General features: G+C 65.3%; 15 protein-coding genes. 7 read left to right on the forward strand and 8 right to left on the reverse strand.

The features are described from left to right. Nucleotides 1-45: 45 nt before the first annotated feature. The gene (locus tag PKE80_RS13085; protein WP_271182838.1) at nt 46-687 is read left to right on the forward strand and encodes a GntR family transcriptional regulator; all 642 of its coding nucleotides are present in this window, start codon (nt 46-48) and stop codon (nt 685-687) included. Nucleotides 688-822: 135 nt separating this feature from the next. Here the strand turns inward: PKE80_RS13085 and PKE80_RS13090 are convergent, their stop codons facing one another. The 3 genes from PKE80_RS13090 to PKE80_RS13100 are packed head-to-tail and all read right to left on the reverse strand — an operon-like array spanning nt 823 to nt 3,589. Next, complete coding sequence (locus tag PKE80_RS13090) at nt 823-2,034, reverse strand: CaiB/BaiF CoA transferase family protein (RefSeq protein WP_271182839.1); 1,212 nt, start codon at nt 2,032-2,034, stop codon at nt 823-825. A 5-nt stretch (nt 2,035-2,039) separates the two neighbouring features. Continuing rightward, nucleotides 2,040-2,951: a hydroxymethylglutaryl-CoA lyase gene (locus PKE80_RS13095; RefSeq protein WP_271182840.1), complete on the reverse strand. Its 912-nt coding sequence runs from the start codon at nt 2,949-2,951 to the stop codon at nt 2,040-2,042. Then, complete coding sequence (locus PKE80_RS13100) at nt 2,948-3,589, reverse strand: isochorismatase family protein (RefSeq protein ID WP_271182841.1); 642 nt, start codon at nt 3,587-3,589, stop codon at nt 2,948-2,950. The genes PKE80_RS13095 and PKE80_RS13100 overlap by 4 nt, the downstream gene beginning before the upstream one ends. Nucleotides 3,590-3,834: 245 nt before the next feature. Here PKE80_RS13100 and PKE80_RS13105 point away from each other — a divergent pair, with 245 nt between their 5' ends. The 3 genes from PKE80_RS13105 to PKE80_RS13115 all read left to right on the forward strand — a co-directional run bounded on the left by PKE80_RS13105 (nt 3,835) and on the right by PKE80_RS13115 (nt 6,487). Next, entirely contained in the window at nt 3,835-4,923 is a 1,089-nt protein-coding gene (locus PKE80_RS13105; RefSeq protein ID WP_271182842.1) for a TauD/TfdA family dioxygenase, read from the forward strand. Between the two features lie 84 nt (nt 4,924-5,007). Continuing rightward, entirely contained in the window at nt 5,008-5,145 is a 138-nt protein-coding gene (locus PKE80_RS13110; RefSeq protein ID WP_271182843.1) for a hypothetical protein, read from the forward strand. A 160-nt stretch (nt 5,146-5,305) separates the two neighbouring features. After that, nucleotides 5,306-6,487 carry an SGNH/GDSL hydrolase family protein gene (locus PKE80_RS13115; RefSeq protein WP_271182844.1) on the forward strand — a complete coding sequence of 394 codons (1,182 nt, stop codon included), beginning with the start codon at nt 5,306-5,308 and terminating at the stop codon, nt 6,485-6,487. A gap of 27 nt (nt 6,488-6,514) precedes the next feature. Here the strand turns inward: PKE80_RS13115 and PKE80_RS13120 are convergent, their stop codons facing one another. From PKE80_RS13120 to alr, 3 genes are read right to left on the reverse strand one after another with little or no spacing between them, the layout of a single operon-like run. Beyond that, nucleotides 6,515-6,862 carry a RidA family protein gene (locus tag PKE80_RS13120; protein WP_271182845.1) on the reverse strand — a complete coding sequence of 116 codons (348 nt, stop codon included), beginning with the start codon at nt 6,860-6,862 and terminating at the stop codon, nt 6,515-6,517. A 32-nt stretch (nt 6,863-6,894) separates the two neighbouring features. Next, entirely contained in the window at nt 6,895-8,145 is a 1,251-nt protein-coding gene (locus PKE80_RS13125) for a D-amino acid dehydrogenase (protein ID WP_271182846.1), read from the reverse strand. After that, nucleotides 8,142-9,290, reverse strand: a complete 1,149-nt coding sequence (gene alr, locus PKE80_RS13130; protein ID WP_271182847.1) for an alanine racemase — start codon at nt 9,288-9,290, stop codon at nt 8,142-8,144. The genes PKE80_RS13125 and alr overlap by 4 nt, the downstream gene beginning before the upstream one ends. 96 nt (nt 9,291-9,386) lie before the next feature. On the opposite strand from alr, the gene PKE80_RS13135 reads away from it, so the two are divergent. The 3 genes from PKE80_RS13135 (at nt 9,387) to PKE80_RS13145 (ending at nt 15,144) form a co-directional block, all read left to right on the forward strand. Next, nucleotides 9,387-9,854, forward strand: coding sequence for an Lrp/AsnC family transcriptional regulator (locus PKE80_RS13135; RefSeq protein ID WP_271182848.1), 468 nt, complete (start codon nt 9,387-9,389; stop codon nt 9,852-9,854). A 259-nt stretch (nt 9,855-10,113) separates the two neighbouring features. Beyond that, nucleotides 10,114-12,393 carry a TonB-dependent receptor gene (locus tag PKE80_RS13140; protein ID WP_271182849.1) on the forward strand — a complete coding sequence of 760 codons (2,280 nt, stop codon included), beginning with the start codon at nt 10,114-10,116 and terminating at the stop codon, nt 12,391-12,393. A 150-nt stretch (nt 12,394-12,543) separates the two neighbouring features. After that, nucleotides 12,544-15,144: a M14 family metallopeptidase gene (locus PKE80_RS13145; protein WP_271182850.1), complete on the forward strand. Its 2,601-nt coding sequence runs from the start codon at nt 12,544-12,546 to the stop codon at nt 15,142-15,144. Between the two features lie 275 nt (nt 15,145-15,419). Here the strand turns inward: PKE80_RS13145 and PKE80_RS13150 are convergent, their stop codons facing one another. Together PKE80_RS13150 and hutC are read right to left on the reverse strand one after the other, a co-directional pair. Beyond that, nucleotides 15,420-16,838, reverse strand: coding sequence for a glycosyl hydrolase family 79 N-terminal domain-containing protein (locus PKE80_RS13150; RefSeq protein ID WP_271182851.1), 1,419 nt, complete (start codon nt 16,836-16,838; stop codon nt 15,420-15,422). A 330-nt stretch (nt 16,839-17,168) separates the two neighbouring features. After that, nucleotides 17,169-17,876, reverse strand: coding sequence for a histidine utilization transcriptional repressor HutC (hutC, locus tag PKE80_RS13155; protein WP_271183149.1), 708 nt, complete (start codon nt 17,874-17,876; stop codon nt 17,169-17,171).

Consider the following 17,876-nt stretch of genomic DNA (forward strand, 5'->3'; position numbering starts at 1 on the left):
CCCTTGTGTGCCGTTGAGTGCCGTTGTGTGCCGGGAAGGTTTTGAGTGTCGAAAGCCAGCGATCAGGCCTACGAAGAGCTGCGCAGCCGCATCCTGTCAGGCGAACTCGCGCCCGGCACGCAGCTGAAGGAAGAGGAACTGGCGACCTTGTGCGGTGTCTCGCGCACCCCGGTTCGCGCCGCGATCCGCCAGCTTGAGGCCGAACTTTTCGTCCGCCGCACCGACAGCCAGCGCTCCTTCGTCGCCGAGTGGAACAACGACGATCTGGAAGAAGTCTTCGTGCTGCGCGGCATGCTCGAAGCCTACGCCGTCCGCCGCGCCGCCACCCGCGCCAACGCGAGCGTCATCTCCGGCTTGAACGCCGCGAACGAGGCGATGCGTACGGTGATCGAGGCGCTAGACTTCGACCTGCCCGCCTACCTTGCCGCCAATGCCCGCTTCCACGCGCTGATCCTGGAGACGGCGGCCTCCGACCGCCTCGCCTCGCTGCTCGGCAAGCTGGTGTTGCAGCCGGTGGTACAGCAGACGGTGCGCGCCTACAGCCGCGAGCAACTGCTGCGCAGCTACCGCGAGCACGTCGAGATCACGACCGCCCTGGCCCAGCGCGATCCCGACTGGGCCGAAGCGCTGATGACGGCGCACATTCGCCGCGCGCTTCACGCCAGGCTGGAGCCTGCGGAGGGGTGATTGCCCCCTTATCCTCCCTGTCCCGCAGCGATGGGGAGGTAGCACCCGCAGGGCTGCCGGAGGGGTTATCCCCCTCCACTACCCGCTTCGCGGGCGGTCCCCCTCCCCATTCCTGCGGAACGGGGAGGATAGTGATCAGATCGCCGCGCCGGCCTTCAGGGCCGCGATTTCGTCCTCGCTCATGCCCAGCAGGTCGCCGTAGATCTCGGCATTGTCCTGCCCGATCTCCAGCGGCGCGCGGCGGCGAACCGAAGACGGCGTCGCCGAGAGCTTGGGGAAGGCGTTTTGCATCTTGAACGAACCCCACTGCGGATGCTCGACGTCGATCAGCGCCTCGCGCGCGGCGAAGTGCGGGTCGGACAGCATCTCCGGCGCCCGGTAGATCTTGCCGGCGGGGATCGAGAATTCGATCATCTTCTCCTCCAGTTCGTCCACCGTCAGCGTGCGGGTCCAATCGGAGATGAGATCGTCCAACTCGGTCTGGCGCTCGCCGCGTGCCACGTGGGTCGCATAGCGCTCGTCGGTGCCGAGTTCGGGGCGGCCCATGGCCTGACACAGCCGCTTGAAGATCGCGTCCTGATTAGCGCCGATCAGGTACTCGCCGTCGCTGGTGGGATAGACGTTCGACGGCGCGATACCTTCAAGGATCGAGCCGGTACGCTTGCGGACATGGTCGGAAACCATGTACTCGGGCACCAGGCTCTCCATGACCTGCAGCACCGCCTCGTAGAGCGCGCTGTCCACCACCTGGCCCTTGCCGGTGCGCTCGCGGGCGTGGAGCGCGGCCAGCGCGCCCATGCAGCCGTAAGTCGCGGCAAGGCTGTCACCGATGGAGACGCCCATGCGGCTCGGCGCGCGGTCGGGATCGCCGACGATGTAGCGCCATCCGCCCATGGCCTCGCCGATGCCGCCGAAGCCCGCGCGCGAGGAATACGGCCCGGTCTGGCCGTAGCCCGAAACGCGCACGATGATCAGGCGCGGGTTGATCTCATGCAGCACGTCCGGGCCGAGGCCCCACTTTTCCATGGTGCCGGGCTTGAAGTTCTCGATCAGGATGTCGGCGTGGGCGACGAGCTTGCGCACGATCTCCTGACCTTCGGGCACGCGCAAGTTGGCGCTGACCGACTTCTTGTTGCGGGCGACCACTTCCCACCACAGCTTGGCGTCGCCGTGGCCCCAGTTGCGCATGGGGTCGCCGCCGCCTTTCCCGTCGATCTGCGGCGGTTCGACCTTGATGACTTCGGCGCCCATGTCGCCCAGCAACTGGCCGCAGAACGGCCCTGCGATGAGCTGGCCGAGTTCGACCACGCGGATGTCGGTCAAGGCTCCGGTGTTAGGGGTGTCCATGGCGGTCAGGCTTTCTGTTCGATGGTCTGCGGGAACGAGCCGGCGCGGCTCACCATTGCGGGAAGGGGCTTGTTCATGATCGTTTCCAGCCACTTGGCGTGGCCGATCGCGGCAGCAAGGTCGTAGCCGGTCGCGACATCCGAGCGATCCAGCATGTAGAGCAGGTCTTCGGTGGCGATGTTGCCGGTGGCGTTGGGCGCGAAGGGACAGCCGCCGATCCCGCCAAGCGCGGCGTCGAGCGTGGTCGCCCCCGCCTCGATCGCGGCCCAGGCATTGGCGATGCCGGTGTTGCGCGTGTTGTGGAGGTGGACGCGGACCGGAATGCCGCCGATCGCCTCGCGCACTTGGGTTACGAGGCGCGATACCTGGGCGGGCACGGCGACGCCGATGGTGTCGGCTAGCGCGATCTCGCGCGGGGCCACTTCGGCGAGCTTGCGGGCCATGGCGACGACGCGTTCGGCGGGCACTTCGCCTTCGAACGGGCAGCCGAACGCGGCGCCGATGGTCACCTGACCGCTCTTGCCCGCTGCCTTGGCGGCCTGCACGATTTCGGAGGCGACGGCGATGGATTCGTCGCTGGTCTGGCCCTGGTTGCGCATCGCGAAACCGTCGGTCGAGACGCAGACCGCGCCCGCTTCGTCGATACCGGCGGCGAGACCGCGCTCCAGCCCGCGCATGTTCATGACGAGGCCCACGTACGTCAGGTCGCCCCGGCGCGGCAGCATGGCGAGGAGTTCGTCAGTGCCCGCCATCTGCGGCACCTTCTTGGGGTTCACGAAGCTGCCGACCTCGATCCGGCGGGCGCCGCAGTCGATCAGGCGGCGGATCAGTTCGGCCTTGTCTTCCAGCGAGACGAGAACTTTCTCGTTCTGCAAGCCGTCGCGCGGGGCAACTTCGACGATCTCGATCGCGGTCATCGAATGGTCTCCAGTTCGGACAGATAGGTGATGATCGCCTCTTCCGAGACGACGTCTGCATATTTCGCGTTCATGTCGAAGAGGTTGGCCTTGTGCGGCTCGGGATGGCGATCGCCGCAGGCGTCGGCGACGACGGCGGTGCGGAAGCCGTGCGACATGGCATCCACGCAAGTCGCGCGCACGCAGCCGCTGGTGGACAGGCCGCCGAGGATCACCTGGTCGATGCCCCGCGCGGTCAGCGTCGCGGCCAGCGAAGTTCCGAAGAACGCGCTGGGGTACTGCTTGGACAGCACGATCTCGTCCGTCTGCGGCTCCAGCCCCTTGGGCCATGCCCCCATCGGGTTGCCTGCTACGAAAGCCTCGAGCGCGGGCACTTTCTCGAAGAAGCGGCCGCCGTCGACGCCGCCGGGATGATAAATCACGTTGGTCAGGATCACCGGCACGCCTGCCACCCGAGCGGCCTTGCGTATCCGCAGCGCCGATGCAAGCGCGGTCTCGACCCCGGCATAGAGGGGGCTGTCGGGAGCGAAGTAGGCTTCGACGAAATCGATCAGGATCAACGCCGGGCGCTGCCCGAAACCGGCCTTGCCGCCGAATGCTCCGGCGTAATTGTCTTCCAGCGCAGCATTCGCCGCCATCGCATAAGCTCCCGGTGAGCCGTCGAATCAACACGGCTACATTTTGCATTTTTAGTATACAAAAAATCACTTAGTCAACGTAAATCAGCCCGATGCGCAGGGTTTGAACCGAAATCAGTGCACAGAAACGGGTTACGGCGTTGGTCCTCAGGGTGTTTTCGCGCACGTTCGCGTGCGTCCAGCATCAAGACATCGCTTTGCTGTCATGCCTAGAGTGCCGCTACTCGTCACAGGAGACATGCCGCATGACCGTCGCCGAAGTCCGTTCTTCCGCTCTTGGCCCCGTGCTGACCGCCGCCGCGTGGCGCGGGGACCGTCTCATGGAGGGGCAGGAGTGGGTCTACGAACTCGATGCGGCCCAGCTCGCCGAACTGGAAACGCTGGGAAAGCGCTTCCTCGAGGACGACCCGGACCTTCGCTTCGTACAGGCACAGGACTACCCGCTGCTCGCCTGTGCAGAAGCGGTGGCTGCATGGCGGGACGACGTGGATTTCGGACGCGGCTTCGTGTTGGTGCGCGGGCTGCGCTCGGACCTTTATTCGGACGCACTATCCTGCGCGATCTACTACGTGCTCGGCCTGCACATGGGCGATCCGATCCGCCAGAACGAGATGGGCGACCTGCTCGACCACGTCTACGCCACCAGCGACAAGACGATGGACGATCCCACTGCGAAGTCCTCCAAGGTGCGCGACAAGCTGGTCTATCATTCCGACAGTTCGGACATCGTGGCGCTGATGTGCCTGCGCGGCGCCCGCGAGGGCGGACTGTCGTGTCTGGTCTCGGGCGCGGAGATCTACAACGAAATCCTGCGCCGCCGACCGGACCTTGCGCATCTACTGCTGGAGCCGTTCCACTGGGACTGGCGGCGACAGGACCAGGAGGCTCCGGCCGATACCTATACCTCCCCGGTGGTGAGCGTCGAGGACGGGGTGTTCTCGATGTACGCAGGCTCGCTCTACATCGTGACGGCGCAAGAGTACCCCGGCGTGCCGAAGCTGACCGAGGACCAGCTGGAAGTGCTACGCCTCTTCGACGAGATCACGTACGAGCCGGGCATGGCGATCGCCATGGACTTCCGGCCCGGAGACATCCAGTGGCTGTCGAACTACGCCGCGCTCCATTCGCGCACCGAGTTCTTCGACTGGCCCGAACCCCAGCGCAAGCGCCATCTCCTGCGCCTCTGGCTGTCGAGCAAGACCGACCGCCCGGTGGTCGAGGGCTTCGGCAAGAACGGTGTCGTGCAGCAGCGAGACGCTCACCGTGACGGCGTGGAGCATCCCGATGCGCGCTTCTCGATCCGTACGATGTCCGTTCCGCGTCTGATCTCCTGATCCGGCTCCTCGTCATGGCAGTCAGATTCGATCTGGAAGACTTCGCGAAACGTCGCGACCTGTACGCGCTTGCCGCCATATGAAATGGGAATACCGGTGCATGTTTCCGCAATTGCCCTGCTGGCAGGCATTGCGACCTTGGCCGCCGTTCCGGTCGAGGTCGACCTGATCCGCTCACGGTTCAGGGCTCCCAAGGATGTGGTCCCGGCGGCGAAGAAGTAAGCGGCGGCCGGCTGGCAATTGCCCTGGATTGCCTCGGCCCTTAGGGCTTCGCAATGAACAAGGGGATGCGGAGACGGAGGGCGTCACACCTACCCTCACCGCATCACAACCCTCCAAAGGGGCTGGACAGTGGCCCGGCTGCTCCGACAAGAGAGGCGGCATGAAGACCAAGATGTTTCTGGCCGCCCTCTGCGGAGCCGCCCTGATCTCCGTTCCGGCCCACGCAGCTGTAAAATGGGCTGGCGCATGGGGTTATGCCCCGGCCGACAGTGGTACGGGAGAACCGGAACAGCCCGCCGGAACTTACCGCTACCGCGTGCGGCTGACGCAGGCAGGCGATGCAATGCAGCTCACCTTCAGTAACGCGGAAGGAGACAAGGCAATCGCGATCGGCGCGGTGACGATCGCGAGTCCATCGGGGCCGGTGGGGACGGAGACCGGGGCGAACCCGGTCCATCCGATCCGCTTCTCGGGATTGCAGGCGGTGGCGCTGCCCAAGGGTGGAACGGTGATCAGCGATCCGATCCTCGCGCCGTTCCACAATGCGCAGGACGTGATCGTCAGCGTGACCTTCTCTACCCCGACGCGGCCCGGTCGCACCAACCTCGGCATGGAGATGGCCTTCGCGCCCGCGACGCCGGGGGCGAGCTTCACGCCGATCAAGGTCAGGCCCTATCTCTCGCTGGTGTCGGTGCGTTCGCCGCAGGCACCTTGCACCGTGGTGGCCTTCGGGGATTCGATCACTGACGGCTTCCTCGGCCTTTCGCCCCAGACGCGCGGTTGGCCCGGCCGTCTGGCCGAGCGGCTCGCCTCCCTTCCCGCCGCCCAGCGTTGCGGCGTCGTCAACATGGGGATCAGCGGCAATCGGGTGTTGAAAGCGGGCCGGGCGAACTCCGCGCTCGACCGCTTCTGGCGCGACGTGGCCAGCGTTCCGAACGTCACCCACGTGATCTTCCTCGAAGGCATCAACGACATCGGCGCAGGTACGGAAACCGGCCCCGACGCGGTGACGGCGGAACAACTGCTCTACGGCTACCGTCAGTTCGTGGAGCGCGCCCATGCTCTCGGGATCAAGGTGATCGGCGGGACCATGACCCCGGCCCTGCGCGCCGGGTACATGTCGCCGGTCAAGGAGCGGGTGCGCCAGTCGGTCAACGCCGCGATCCGCAGCGGCAGGGTCTTCGACGGGATCGTGGATTTCGAGGCGGCCGTGCGCAACCCCGCCGCGCCATCCGACCTGAGGCCCGAATTCGATCCGGGCGATCACCTCCACCCCAACGACGCGGGGCTGAAGGCGATGGGCGACGCGGTCGATCTGGCCACGCTGAAGCGCCTGCCCTGACAGGCGCCCCGACGCAGCCGGGTTGGGTTACGCCTTGGCGGCGATCATGATGATCTCGACCTTGTAGCCGGGTTCGAACAGCTTCGCCTCGCCGGTCGCGCGGGCAGGCGCGGGGTGGCCGGCGATCCATGCGTCCCAGGCCGCGTTCATTTCCGCAAAGTCCGCCATGTCGGCGAGCCAGATCGTGGCCGATAGCAAATGGTCGCGATCGCTGCCGGTGCGCGCCAGCAGCGCGTCGATCTCGGCGAGCGCCACGCGGGTCTGCTCGGCGACGCTCTCGCCCGGATTGCCGATCTGGCCAGCGAGGTAGATGGTGTCACCATGGATCACCGCTTCGCTCATGCGCGCGCCCTGATCGATGCGGGTTATCGTCATGTGTGGTCCTCTTGAGTGCCGTTGAGTGCCGCTCAATAACGGTTGATCGCAAGATCGGAAGCCTCGATCGCAGGGCGGCGACCAGCGATGAGGTCGGTGATGACGTGGGCCGAACCGCAAGCCATGGTCCATCCCAGCGTGCCGTGTCCGGTATTGAGGAACAGGTTCGGGATGCGCGTCGGACCGATCACCGGGGTACTGTCGGGCGTCATCGGCCGCAGCCCGCACCAGAAGCTTGCGGCTTCCAGATCGCCCCCGCCGGGGAACAGCGACCCCGCCGAATGTTCCAGCGTGGCGCGCCGTTCAGGTGGCAAGTCACGGGAAAAACCTGATATTTCTGCCATTCCACCTACACGGATGCGATCCCCCAGACGAGTGATTGCCACCTTGAAGCTCTCGTCCAGCAGAGTCGAGACGGGCGCCCGCGCCTCGTCGATGATCGGTACTGTCAACGAGTACCCCTTGACCGGGTAGACAGGCAGCCGAACACCGAGCGGCGCCACCAACTGCGGTGAGAAACTACCCATCGCGACAAGGAAGGCATCTGCGGAGACCGTGCCTTTGTCCGTCTCTACCCGGACGATCCGGCCACTCTCTTCGACCAGCCGTTGAACGTTGATTCCATTGCGGAATTCGACGCCCTTCGCTGCAGCCATTGCCGCCAGAGCATTGGTGAACTTGAAGCAGTCACCCGTCTCGTCATTAGGCAGCCGCAACCCTCCCGCGATCGGCGCGGTGCTGGCGGCAAGTCCCGGCTCGGCAGCGATGCAGCCAGCGCGGTCGAGCACCTCGAAGGGAACACCGTCCGCTTTCAGAACGGCGATGTCCTTGCCGATGCCGTCGAGTTGCTTTTGCTCGCGGAACAATTGCAAGGTGCCTTGGCTGCGCTCGTCGTAGCGGATACCGGTTTCCCGGCGCAGCGCGATCAGGCAATCACGGCTGAATTCCGCGAGGCGCACCATGCGGCTTTTGTTGATCGCATAATCTCTCGCATTGCAATTGCCGAGCATGGCGACAAGCCAGCGCAGCATGGCCATGTCGGCGTGCGGCCGCAGGATTAGCGGCGCGTGCTTCATCATCAGCCATTTCACCGCCTTCATCGGGATCCCGGGCGCGGCCCATGGCGAGGCATAGCCCGGTGAGATCTCTCCGGCATTGGCAAAACTGGTTTCCAGCGCAGGCCCCTCCTGCCGGTCGATCACGACCACGTCATGCCCCGCCTCGGCCAGATACCATGCCGAAGTGACGCCGATGACTCCGCTGCCGAGAATGACGATCTTCATGCGATGTTGCTCCGGTCGAGCGCGCGCGTTCGGACGGGGCGATAGTCCCGATCGTAGCGGTGGCTGAGCTGGGTGAGGATTTCGTAGGAGATCGTGCCGGCGTCGGATGCGACCTGATCGACAGTCTGGTTCGGGCCTATCAGTTCGACGGGGGCGCCGGGATACAGGTGCTCGGTCGGAACGTCGGTGACGTCGAGCGTGATGCTGTCCATCGACACCCGCCCGACGATCGGCGCCCTAACCCCCGCGATATAGGCCGCACCGCGATTGCCGAGGCAGCGTGGCCAGCCATCGGCATAGCCCACCGGTATCGTCGCGATGCGCGTCTCGCGCGAGGCATGGAATGTCAGACCATAACCCACGCCCGTACCCGGTTGGATGGTGCGCAGCTGCGCAATCGGTGCCTCCAGGCCTACGACCGGTTGCATCGGGTTCGGCCCGGTCCCGGGGTTCCCGCCGTAAAGGGCGATACCTGCGCGCACGAGGTCGAAATGCCCGCGAGCGTGGAACGTTCCCCCGCTGTTGTCGAGTGCTCGGGGAACATCGGGGAACTGCGCAGCAACCGCCTCGAAGCTTGCTTGCTGAGCCGCGTTTGCCGGGTCATTCGGATCATCGGCACAAGCGAGATGGCTGATGATGAAGCGCAGTTCGATCCCATCGAGCAGGCTCGGCGTGACGACCAGGCGCGCGATCTCATCGGGGGGCAGCCCCATGCGCGACATGCCGGTATCGACCTGAAGGACTGCAGGCAGCGTCTCGCTTCGCAGGAGCGCCTGAGCGGACCAGCGCTCGATCTGGTCCAGAGAATTGAGCACCGGGATGGCACCCAGTTCGGCGCACTGCGCATCCAGCCCCGGAAGCAGACCGTTGAGAACATAGATTTGCGCCTCGCCCGTCAGATTCGGCAGCAGGGCTTCCGCCTCGCTGAAGAGGGCCACGAAAAGATGGCGGCAACCCTGAGCCATGAGCGTTTGCGCTGCCGTAACTGCACCGAGGCCGTAGCCATCCGCTTTGACGACTCCGCCGGCCTGCGCAGGCGCCACCCGGTCGCGGACAAGGCGATAGTTGGCTGCGAGAGCCTCCAGGTCGATGGTAAGGCGTGCAGAGGTTATCACGAAGCCCCCTTGGCGATCCAATGCCTGCATCGTATCGCATGACCACGCAAATGGGCTGCCGAATACTCTAATATTATGCCACATTATGCGATGTTGCACACGATAATGCGGAGAAATCACAAGATCATGCCTATGGCCGCCGACGCCGTCGATCGCGCGATTCTTCGCCTTCTGCGTCTGGACGGGCGACGCCCGAATTCCGAGATCGCCGAAGAGGTCGGCCTGTCGCCATCGGCATGCCTGCGTCGCATCCGCTTGCTCGAGGATCGCGGCGTGATTCGCGGCTACACCGTGCTCACGGGGCCTGACGACGATGACGAACGCGGGGTGGACGTCGTCGTCCAGGTCACGCTGGACCGTCAGACCGACGACTACCTGTCGCGCTTCGAACATGCGGTGCGGCAATGCCCCGAAGTGCGAGAGTGTTTCCTGATGACAGGTGACGTGGACTACTGGTTGCGCCTGCGCACGGAAAGCGTCGCGGCCTACGAGGCGATCCACGGCGAGGTGCTCTCTCGCCTGCCCGGCGTCACCCGCATCAACTCCAGCTTCGCCATGCGGGACGCGATGCGCCCGCGCCGCGCGAGAAAATAGCGCTGCAGATCCCCTTGATTTCGGGTTTCGCCGCAATGCGGCCTTGACCTTCCCCATCGCATCGGCTTTCCGGGCGCCGCTACCATTCACGTGGTTGTGCGCAAAAAATGGGCAACCTCCGACATTAAATGTCCATTTTTTGAGCAATAATATTTCTTGTATATACATTATCGACTCGGCACTATGCGAGTCGTCAACAGGGATGAAGGTGACCGGCCGCCAGAAGCCGCCTTCGCCATATTGAGGGAAAAGACAGTCGATGACCGTTCACAGCAAGTTTCGTCGCGCCTTTCTGAATTGCGGGGTCGCTTCCGCCGTTTTCACTCTCGCCAACGTCGTGCCTGCGGCTGCCCATGCCCAGGCTGCTGACGAAGCCGCCCAGAATGGCAACGACATCGTCGTGACCGCACTGCGCCGCGACACCACGGTGCAGACCACGCCGATGGCGATCACCGCCCTCACCGGCGAGACGCTGACCAATGCCGGCGTCACCAACATCGCCGACTATGCCAAGTTCGTCCCCTCGCTGCGCATCCAAGACAACGGCCCCGGCCAGCGCCGCGTGAGCCTTCGCGGCGTGCAGGCATCGGGCGAGGCGACCGTGGGCGTCTATTACGACGACACCCCCGTCACCGGTTCGGTCGGCGTATCGAGCGACGCGGCGGGCCGTACCGCCGACTTCACCCTGTTCGACGTCAACCGCATCGAAGTGCTGCGCGGGCCGCAGGGCACGCTCTACGGCGCCAGCTCGATGGGCGGCGCGATCCGCGTGATCTTCAACAAGCCCACGCAGGAATACGAGGGCACCGTCGAAGGCCAGGCCATGACCACCAAGGGCGGCGGCTTCGGCTACTTCGTCAACGGCATGGTCAACGTGCCGCTGGTCAAGGACGTGCTGGCCGCGCGCGCGGTGCTCTACCGCCGCGACAGCGACGGCTACATCGACAATACCTACCTGAACCGCAAGAACGTCAACGACTACACCGCCACGGGCGGCCGCCTGATGCTGCGCTTCACGCCGACTTCCAACTTCACGATCGACGGCACCGCCGCGTTCGAGAACACCGATGCGGTCTCCGCCACCTGGAACCCCTCGGTCGGCAAGTACAAGTCGGCGGCGCAGGTCAACCTGCCCTATACCGACAAGTCGCAGCTCTACAGCCTGACCGCGAACTGGGACGTGGGCTTCGCCAACCTGACCTCGATCACCAGCTACCAGCACCGCAAGTCGGCTTATGCCGCCGATGACAGCTACTACATCGGCACTTACCGGACCGAGGCCAAGTGCGCGTCCTACACCGGCAGCGCCTGCTCGTCCGACACGCTGGCCAGCTACTACGATTATCTCGACAGCATCAGCCCGGCGGCGATCTACTATCCGGGATCGACCAAGGACTTCACGCAGGAAGTGCGCCTCAGCTCCACCGAGGGTGGCCCGATCGACTGGACCGTCGGCGCGTTCTTCCAGAACCGCAAGAACCACGTCACCTCCGAAGACGCCCTGGCCGACGACGCCACCGGCGAGATCATCTTCCCGGTCCAGCTGATCTATCGCCGCGAGATCTTCGACAAGCTCAAGCAGGTCGCCGTCTTCGGCGAGGGTACGTACCACGTCACCCCGTCGCTGAGCCTCACCGCCGGCATCCGCTATTACGACTACGACAAGACCGTCACCGGCTATACCGACATCGCCTGGACCCTGATCGGAGCGCCCGAACGCCCGGTCAGCACCGTCAAGTCCTCGGCCGACGGCACGCTGCTCAAGTTCAACGCCTCGTGGCAGGCCAACCCCGACATGCTGTTCTACGCGACGGCATCGCAGGGCTACCGTCCGGGCGGCGCCAACCAGGTCATCGGCCTCTCGGCGGACCTGACCCCGTACCAGGCCGACAAGCTGTGGAACTATGAAGTCGGCAGCAAGCTCAGCCTGCTGGGCCGCGCGCTGACCCTGAACCTTGCCGCGTTCCAGATCGACTGGGACAACATGCAGGTCAGCGGGCGCACCACCAACGGCGCCTACTCGTTCCTGTCCAACGCCGGCGCCGCGCGCATCCGTGGCCTCGAGGCCGAAGCCTTCGTGCGTCCGGTCAAGGGCGTGCAGCTGAACTTCTCGGGCAACTATCTCGACGCCAAGCTGACCGAGGACCAGGTGAACGACGCCGTCGTCGCCGCCGGCCGCGCCGGGGACCGCATCCCCTACATCCCGCACTTCGCCGGATCGGTGGGTGCCGAATACCGCACGCCGGTCAGCGATACGGTCGAGTTCTTCGCTCGCGGAGACCTCAACTACGTCGGCTCGTCCTATTCGGAGTTCCGTCCCACCAACGTCTACCGCGTGAAGATGGACGACTATGTCCTCGCCAACTTGCGCGTCGGCTTCGAGCTGCCGGAAAGCGATGCGGGCATCTACCTGTTCGTGAACAACGTCTTCGACGCGGTCGCGATCAACCGCGCATCGATGTCGTCCACGCCCAACAGCTACGCTGCCACCTCGGCCGCGCCGCGCACCATCGGCGTGAACGTGCGTCGCAGCTTCTGATGCTCACCCCGACTTCGTCATTGCGAGCGTAGCGAAGCAATCCAGGGCGGTGCCCGCCGCTCTGGATTGCCGCGGCCCTGCGGGCCTCGCAATGACGAAGCGGGGCGTGGAAAACCTTCTGATCCCAATCTGCTCACGGAGTCCCAGCACATGAAAACGCACAAGTCGGCGCGCCTCGCGCGCGTCCTGATGGCCGCCTCGGCGCTGGGGCTCTGTGCTCCGGCACTTGCCCAGAGCGTGCCGAGCACCAAGGACGTGCTCGGCCACGAAGTCGGCGAGGACTACTACCTCGCCAACTACGAGGATGCAGTCCGCTACTTCGAGGCGCTCGCCAAGGCCTCGGACCGCATCAAGCTGTTCCAGAGCGGCAAGTCCACGCACGGCAAGACTTTCGTTTACGCCGTCATCTCCAGCCCGGAGAACATCGCCAATTTCGACAAGTACAAGGCGATCTCCAAGCGCCTCGGCGACGCACGCGGCCTGAGCGATGCGGAGGCGAAGACGCTCGCCGCCGAAAGCCCGATCATCGTCCACATCGACGGCGGCATGCACGCCAGCGAAGTGTCCGACCACCAGCTGCCGCTGGCGCTGGCGCACAAGCTGCTGTCGGCGAAGAACGACGCCGAAGTCGACGGCATCCTCAAGAACGTCATCCTCGTCCTGTGGCCCACGCTGAACCCGGACGGGCAGGACATGGTCGTCGACTGGTACCGCAAGCAGCGCGGCACGAAGTGGGAGACGAGCCGCACACCCTGGCTCTACCAGGAGTACGTCGGCCACGACAACAACCGCGACGGCTACATGCTCAACATGAAGGAGAGCCAGGTCGTCAACGCGACGGAGCAGGACTACGCGCCGGTGATCTGGTACAGCCAGCATCAGGTCGCGCCGTTCCCCGCGCGCATCTGGGTGCCGCCCTTCGCCGATCCGGTCTCGTCCAACATCAGCCCGTACATGCGGATCTGGACCAACGCCATCGGCACCAACATCATGACCCGCATGGAAACCGAGGGCAAGCCCGGCGCCATCGCGCAGGCCCGGTTCGACAACTGGTACGCCGGGTTCCTCGACTACATCCACGTCTTCCGCAACACGATCTCGTTCTTCACCGAGACCGCGCACGACAGCGCGACGCCCAAGACCTGGAAGGTCAGCGACTTCCCCAAGGCGCAGCAGGACTTGAAGGCCCAGATCATGTATCCGCATCCCTGGCAGGGCGGCGAGTGGCATCTGAAGAACTCGGTCGACTACATGCTGACCGCCTCGATGTCGGTGCTGGAGACGGCGCAGAAATACCGCGAGACGCTGCTGTTCAACCGCTATCAGGCGGGCCGCGACATGATCGCCGCCGCCGCGAAGGACGGCCCGGGCGCCTACGTCATCCCGGCCGACCAGACCGACGTGCCGGAGGCCGCCTCGCTCGCACAGCTGATGATTTCGCACGGTCTCGACGTGATGCAGACCTCGGCGCCGACCGCGATCGGCGGGCAGACCTATGCGGCGGGCAGCTGGGTCGTGCCGATGGACCAGCCCTTCGCGGGCCTGGCGCGCGAGCTGTTCGATCCGCAGAAGTACCCCGACGCCATCCTCGGCGGGGACGGCAACCCGGCCGATCTGCCCTACGACGTCACCGGCTGGACCCTGCCTATGCAGATGGGCATCAAGGTGGAGCGCATCGCCAAGCCGCTCGACGCTTCTGCCCGCGCCTCGCTCACCAAGGTCGCGGCCGCGACGCCGCCCACAGGCGGGGTCACCGGGTCGGGTTCGACCTACCTGCTCGATCGCCGCGTCAACAACAGCTACCGGGTGATGAACGCGGCGCTGGCGGCGGGCGGCAAGGCTAGCTGGAGCGCGGACACCATCGCCCTCACCGGCCTTTCGTCCGACGCCGTGGGCAAGCTTGCCGGCCAGTACAGCGTCAACGTCACCGCCAGCACCGATGCTCCCACCGGCGAGGCGGTGCGCAAGGGCCGCGTCGCGCTCTACCGTCCGTGGGGCTCCAACATCGACGAGGGATGGACCCGCTGGCTGCTGGAGCAGTACGACTTCGGCGCCAAGAGCGTCTACAACGCCGACGTCAAGGCGGGCCTTGCAGGCAAGTACGACACCATCGTCCTGCCCGACATGTCCGCTCCGGGCAAATCCCGCCCCGGCGACACCGCGCCTGCCGCCGACTTCGAGTCCAAGTACAAGGGCCCCCTTGCCTCGCTGATGGACGGGTTCAGCCCCGCCCAGATGCCCGCCCCCTATGCCGGCGGCATCGGCGAGGACGGTGCGAAGAAGCTCAAGGACTTCGTGAAGAACGGCGGTACGCTGGTGGCGCTGAACAATGCCTCCGATGCGGTGATCGACCTGTTCGACCTGCCGGTGACCAACATCCTCAAGGACGCCAAGGCCGACTTCTTCTTCTGCTCCGGCGCGCTGTTGCAGGTGCAGCTGGCGCCCGGCACGAAGATCGCGGCGGGCATGCCGCTCGACCCCATCGTGATGTTCGAGCGCGGCCCCGCCTTCGCGCCCAAGCCCGGCTTCAAGGGCAAGGTGCTGGCCTCCTACGCCCCCACCGGCAACCCGCTGCGCAGCGGCGTCCTGCTCCACCCCGAGGCGATCCAGGGCAAGGCGGCCGCCGTCGTGGTCGAGTACGGCAAGGGCAAGGTCTACCTCTACGGCTTCCGCCCGCAGTGGCGCGGCCAGTCGCACGGGGCCTACAAGGCGTTCTTCAACACGCTCTACCCCGACAACACGGGCAAATGATCCACCCTTGGGGGCGTCGCGATGGCGGCGCCCCCTTTTCATAAGGTGACGCAGGTTTACACGGTTTACACGGTCCAGAGGGGAAAGGTGTAACCTTGGGCCGAAAAGTGTCACCTTAGGGGCGCAAGGTGACACATCCGGCGGAAAATGTGTCACCTTGCGCGCGCGAAGTGTCACCTTGCAGACCCGATGTGTAACCTTGTGACGGGACGAAGCGAGCGGCGAGTTCATGCCGCGCAACGTACCGGCTCACGCACCTTGTAGGAAAGCGCGGATCAGCCCTTCGCCGTGCACGCCGGATTGGCCGCATCCGGTATCGTAATGAAGTTGATGCTCGACGCAGGCGCCGTGACGACGCCGCGCTGCCGCTTTGCCGTCATGCGTGGAAATGCATCACCCGGCCCCAGTTCAAGCACCACGCCGTTCAGCGCCGCGCTGCCCGGCTGGCCATCCGGCTGCGTCAGGGTGAAGACCTCCGCACGTCCATCCACTCGCAGCGAACGTGCATTCGTCCGTTCCGGATTGATGGCAAGTACTGTCACCCCGCCCGGTCGTCCACGCTGGCAATGCGCGTAGATCCGCAGTCCGTCAGCTCCGTCCATGCGGCCGCCGTCGAGCACGGTCGTCCCCATCGTCCGGCGCCAGAGCCAGGCCGCCCAATAATTCGGCCGGGGCGCAAAATCGTGCTCGTCGAGCAGGGCATAGTCGCTCGCCGCCAGCGTGTTGTGCATGACCACCTGCACACCCTGCCTTGCGGAACGGGCAAGCTGGTCCACGAACCGAAAGGTATCCGCGAAAGTCTTCGCCTGCGGATTGCCGCCGCAGGCCGCGTCGGCGGTCTCGGTCAGCCACATGGGAGCGCCCGGACTGACCCGATCGCGCAGCGTGCGCGTGTCCGCAATCGCCGTATCGATCTTGGACAACCATGCGTCCGACTGCGGGTCGATGTCCTTCAGGCCGTTGCAGCGCTGCGACAGTGCCCCGTAGAAATGGAACGAAACCGCGTCTGGACGATGAACTGTCAGCGGCGCCACGTCCGCCGTCGGCAGCATCTTGATGAACGAAGGAAACGCGCTCCCCTTGCCGAGTTCGAAGGCTCCCGGCCCGAGGATCAGCGTGTCGGGCGAGCGCTTGCGCAGCCAGTCGTGAAACCGCCCGAAATCCCGGCGATAGCGCGTCGCGTCGTAATTGACCGGGGGCTTGGTGCCGCCGATGAGATTGGGCTCGTTCGCGAATTCAGACGCCGCGATCCTGCCGCCGATGCTCTGCGTATAGGCGAACAGCCGTTCGGCAGCCTCGTGCGTCCAGTTTCCGTCAGCGTCGCGCGATCCCGGACTGGTGGGCATCGACGTGACGATCTGCGCATCGCTGTCGCGCGCGAACTCCACGGCCTGTCGCCACTGGCGGCGGGTGAGGACCGCGTCGTATCCCTTGGGCACGGCCGACAGCGGCGTCTCGGTGTCGGAAAAGAACGTTCCGTTCGCCCATGTCCCGCTATACCGGACGTAAGCCGGTCCGAGCGCTTGCGCGAGAACGCGCAACCGGGGATTCTGCAAGTCGATCGGCGGACGATCCTCGTACAGATCCGTCTTCGAACCGTTCGTGCTGCCGTAAGGCTTCCAGAAGCGTCCGCCCGTCAGTTCCAGCATTTCGACGTTGTAGGACAGGAAGCGCTCGCTGACAGTTCCGACCACAGGCAATTGCGCGACCGAAAGATGGGAGACGGCACTATTGTCGGCATTGCCCAATGGCTCCTGCGTCATGACGCAACCCGCAAGTGCCGATGCTGCGCAGCCGGTGAACAAAATAAGATGACGTCGAATCAATCTCGCCTCGCACGCTGGATCAGATCGTGCGCAAGAATCAGGCTTTCGCGGAAGTTACTGAAGGCGCCATGTGCTTTTGATTGCCTGTCGGGAAAAGTATTTGTTTCAAAGCATTGCTGGGCATGACAGCGCGCGCCGTGCCGAGGGCGGTCCCAGCCTTCGCTGGAATGACGGGCGCGGTAAGCGAGCTTCGAAGTGTTACCGCCCCGAAGCCCCCGGCCCGAAGCGCGCCACCATGTCGTAGGCATCGCCGAGGAACAGCTGGCGCACGTAAGTAATCCGCTCCGAGCCGCGCCACGTCCGGCGCTCGACGCACAGACACGGCGTTCCGACCGCCACGCCCAGCCATTCCGCTTCCTCGGCCTGCGCGCCGACGGCCGAGATGCGCGTCTCCGCCTCGGTCCAGGGCACGTGCTGCAGGAGCCACGTCCCCGGAGGAACCGCGTCGAGGTCGGCGCCGACGATCCCCGGTACGGCCAGAGCGCTCACCAGGCGGAACTCCACGCCCAGCGGCGCGCCGTCCACCAGATGCAAGCCATCAATGTGGACCAGTTCCCCGCCGCCTGCCAGCAGCACTTCCTCCTCGTCCTCCCCGGCGGCACGGACCCGGCGGCGGATGGGCTGGAAGGCATAATCCTGCCCGCGCTCGCGCACTTGCGCGGCGATGTCGGGCACGTCGAGCACCATCGAGTGGACCTTCGGCCGCGCCACGAACGTCCCCGCCCGCTTGCGCCGGTCGATCAGCCCCGCCGCGACGAGCGCCGAGAGCGCCTTGTTCACGGTCATGCGCGAGCAGCCGTATTCCTGCATCAGTTCCTGCTCGATGGGCAGGCGGTCTCCGGGAGCCAGTTCGCCGCCGAGGATGCGGCCCTCGAAATCCGATCGAATGCGTTCGTGAAGGGGCAT

Origin of the sequence: Novosphingobium resinovorum (assembly GCF_027922145.1) — a bacterium.
In the GTDB taxonomy this organism is placed as follows: Bacteria; Pseudomonadota; Alphaproteobacteria; order Sphingomonadales; family Sphingomonadaceae; genus Novosphingobium; species Novosphingobium resinovorum.

Excerpts from the sequence above, each read along its gene's own strand:
- PKE80_RS13090 (WP_271182839.1), bottom strand. The coding sequence starts at position 2,034 with ATGGACACCCCTAACACCGGAGCCTTGACCGACATCCGCGTGGTCGAA.
- PKE80_RS13095 (WP_271182840.1), bottom strand. The coding sequence starts at position 2,951 with ATGACCGCGATCGAGATCGTCGAAGTTGCCCCGCGCGACGGCTTGCAG.
- PKE80_RS13100 (WP_271182841.1), bottom strand. The coding sequence starts at position 3,589 with ATGGCGGCGAATGCTGCGCTGGAAGACAATTACGCCGGAGCATTCGGC.
- PKE80_RS13105 (WP_271182842.1), top strand. The coding sequence starts at position 3,835 with ATGACCGTCGCCGAAGTCCGTTCTTCCGCTCTTGGCCCCGTGCTGACC.
- PKE80_RS13110 (WP_271182843.1), top strand. The coding sequence starts at position 5,008 with ATGGGAATACCGGTGCATGTTTCCGCAATTGCCCTGCTGGCAGGCATT.
- PKE80_RS13115 (WP_271182844.1), top strand. The coding sequence starts at position 5,306 with ATGAAGACCAAGATGTTTCTGGCCGCCCTCTGCGGAGCCGCCCTGATC.
- PKE80_RS13120 (WP_271182845.1), bottom strand. The coding sequence starts at position 6,862 with ATGACGATAACCCGCATCGATCAGGGCGCGCGCATGAGCGAAGCGGTG.
- PKE80_RS13125 (WP_271182846.1), bottom strand. The coding sequence starts at position 8,145 with ATGAAGATCGTCATTCTCGGCAGCGGAGTCATCGGCGTCACTTCGGCA.
- alr (WP_271182847.1), bottom strand. The coding sequence starts at position 9,290 with ATGCAGGCATTGGATCGCCAAGGGGGCTTCGTGATAACCTCTGCACGC.
- PKE80_RS13135 (WP_271182848.1), top strand. The coding sequence starts at position 9,387 with ATGCCTATGGCCGCCGACGCCGTCGATCGCGCGATTCTTCGCCTTCTG.
- PKE80_RS13140 (WP_271182849.1), top strand. The coding sequence starts at position 10,114 with ATGACCGTTCACAGCAAGTTTCGTCGCGCCTTTCTGAATTGCGGGGTC.
- PKE80_RS13145 (WP_271182850.1), top strand. The coding sequence starts at position 12,544 with ATGAAAACGCACAAGTCGGCGCGCCTCGCGCGCGTCCTGATGGCCGCC.
- hutC (WP_271183149.1), bottom strand. The coding sequence starts at position 17,876 with ATGCCCCTTCACGAACGCATTCGATCGGATTTCGAGGGCCGCATCCTC.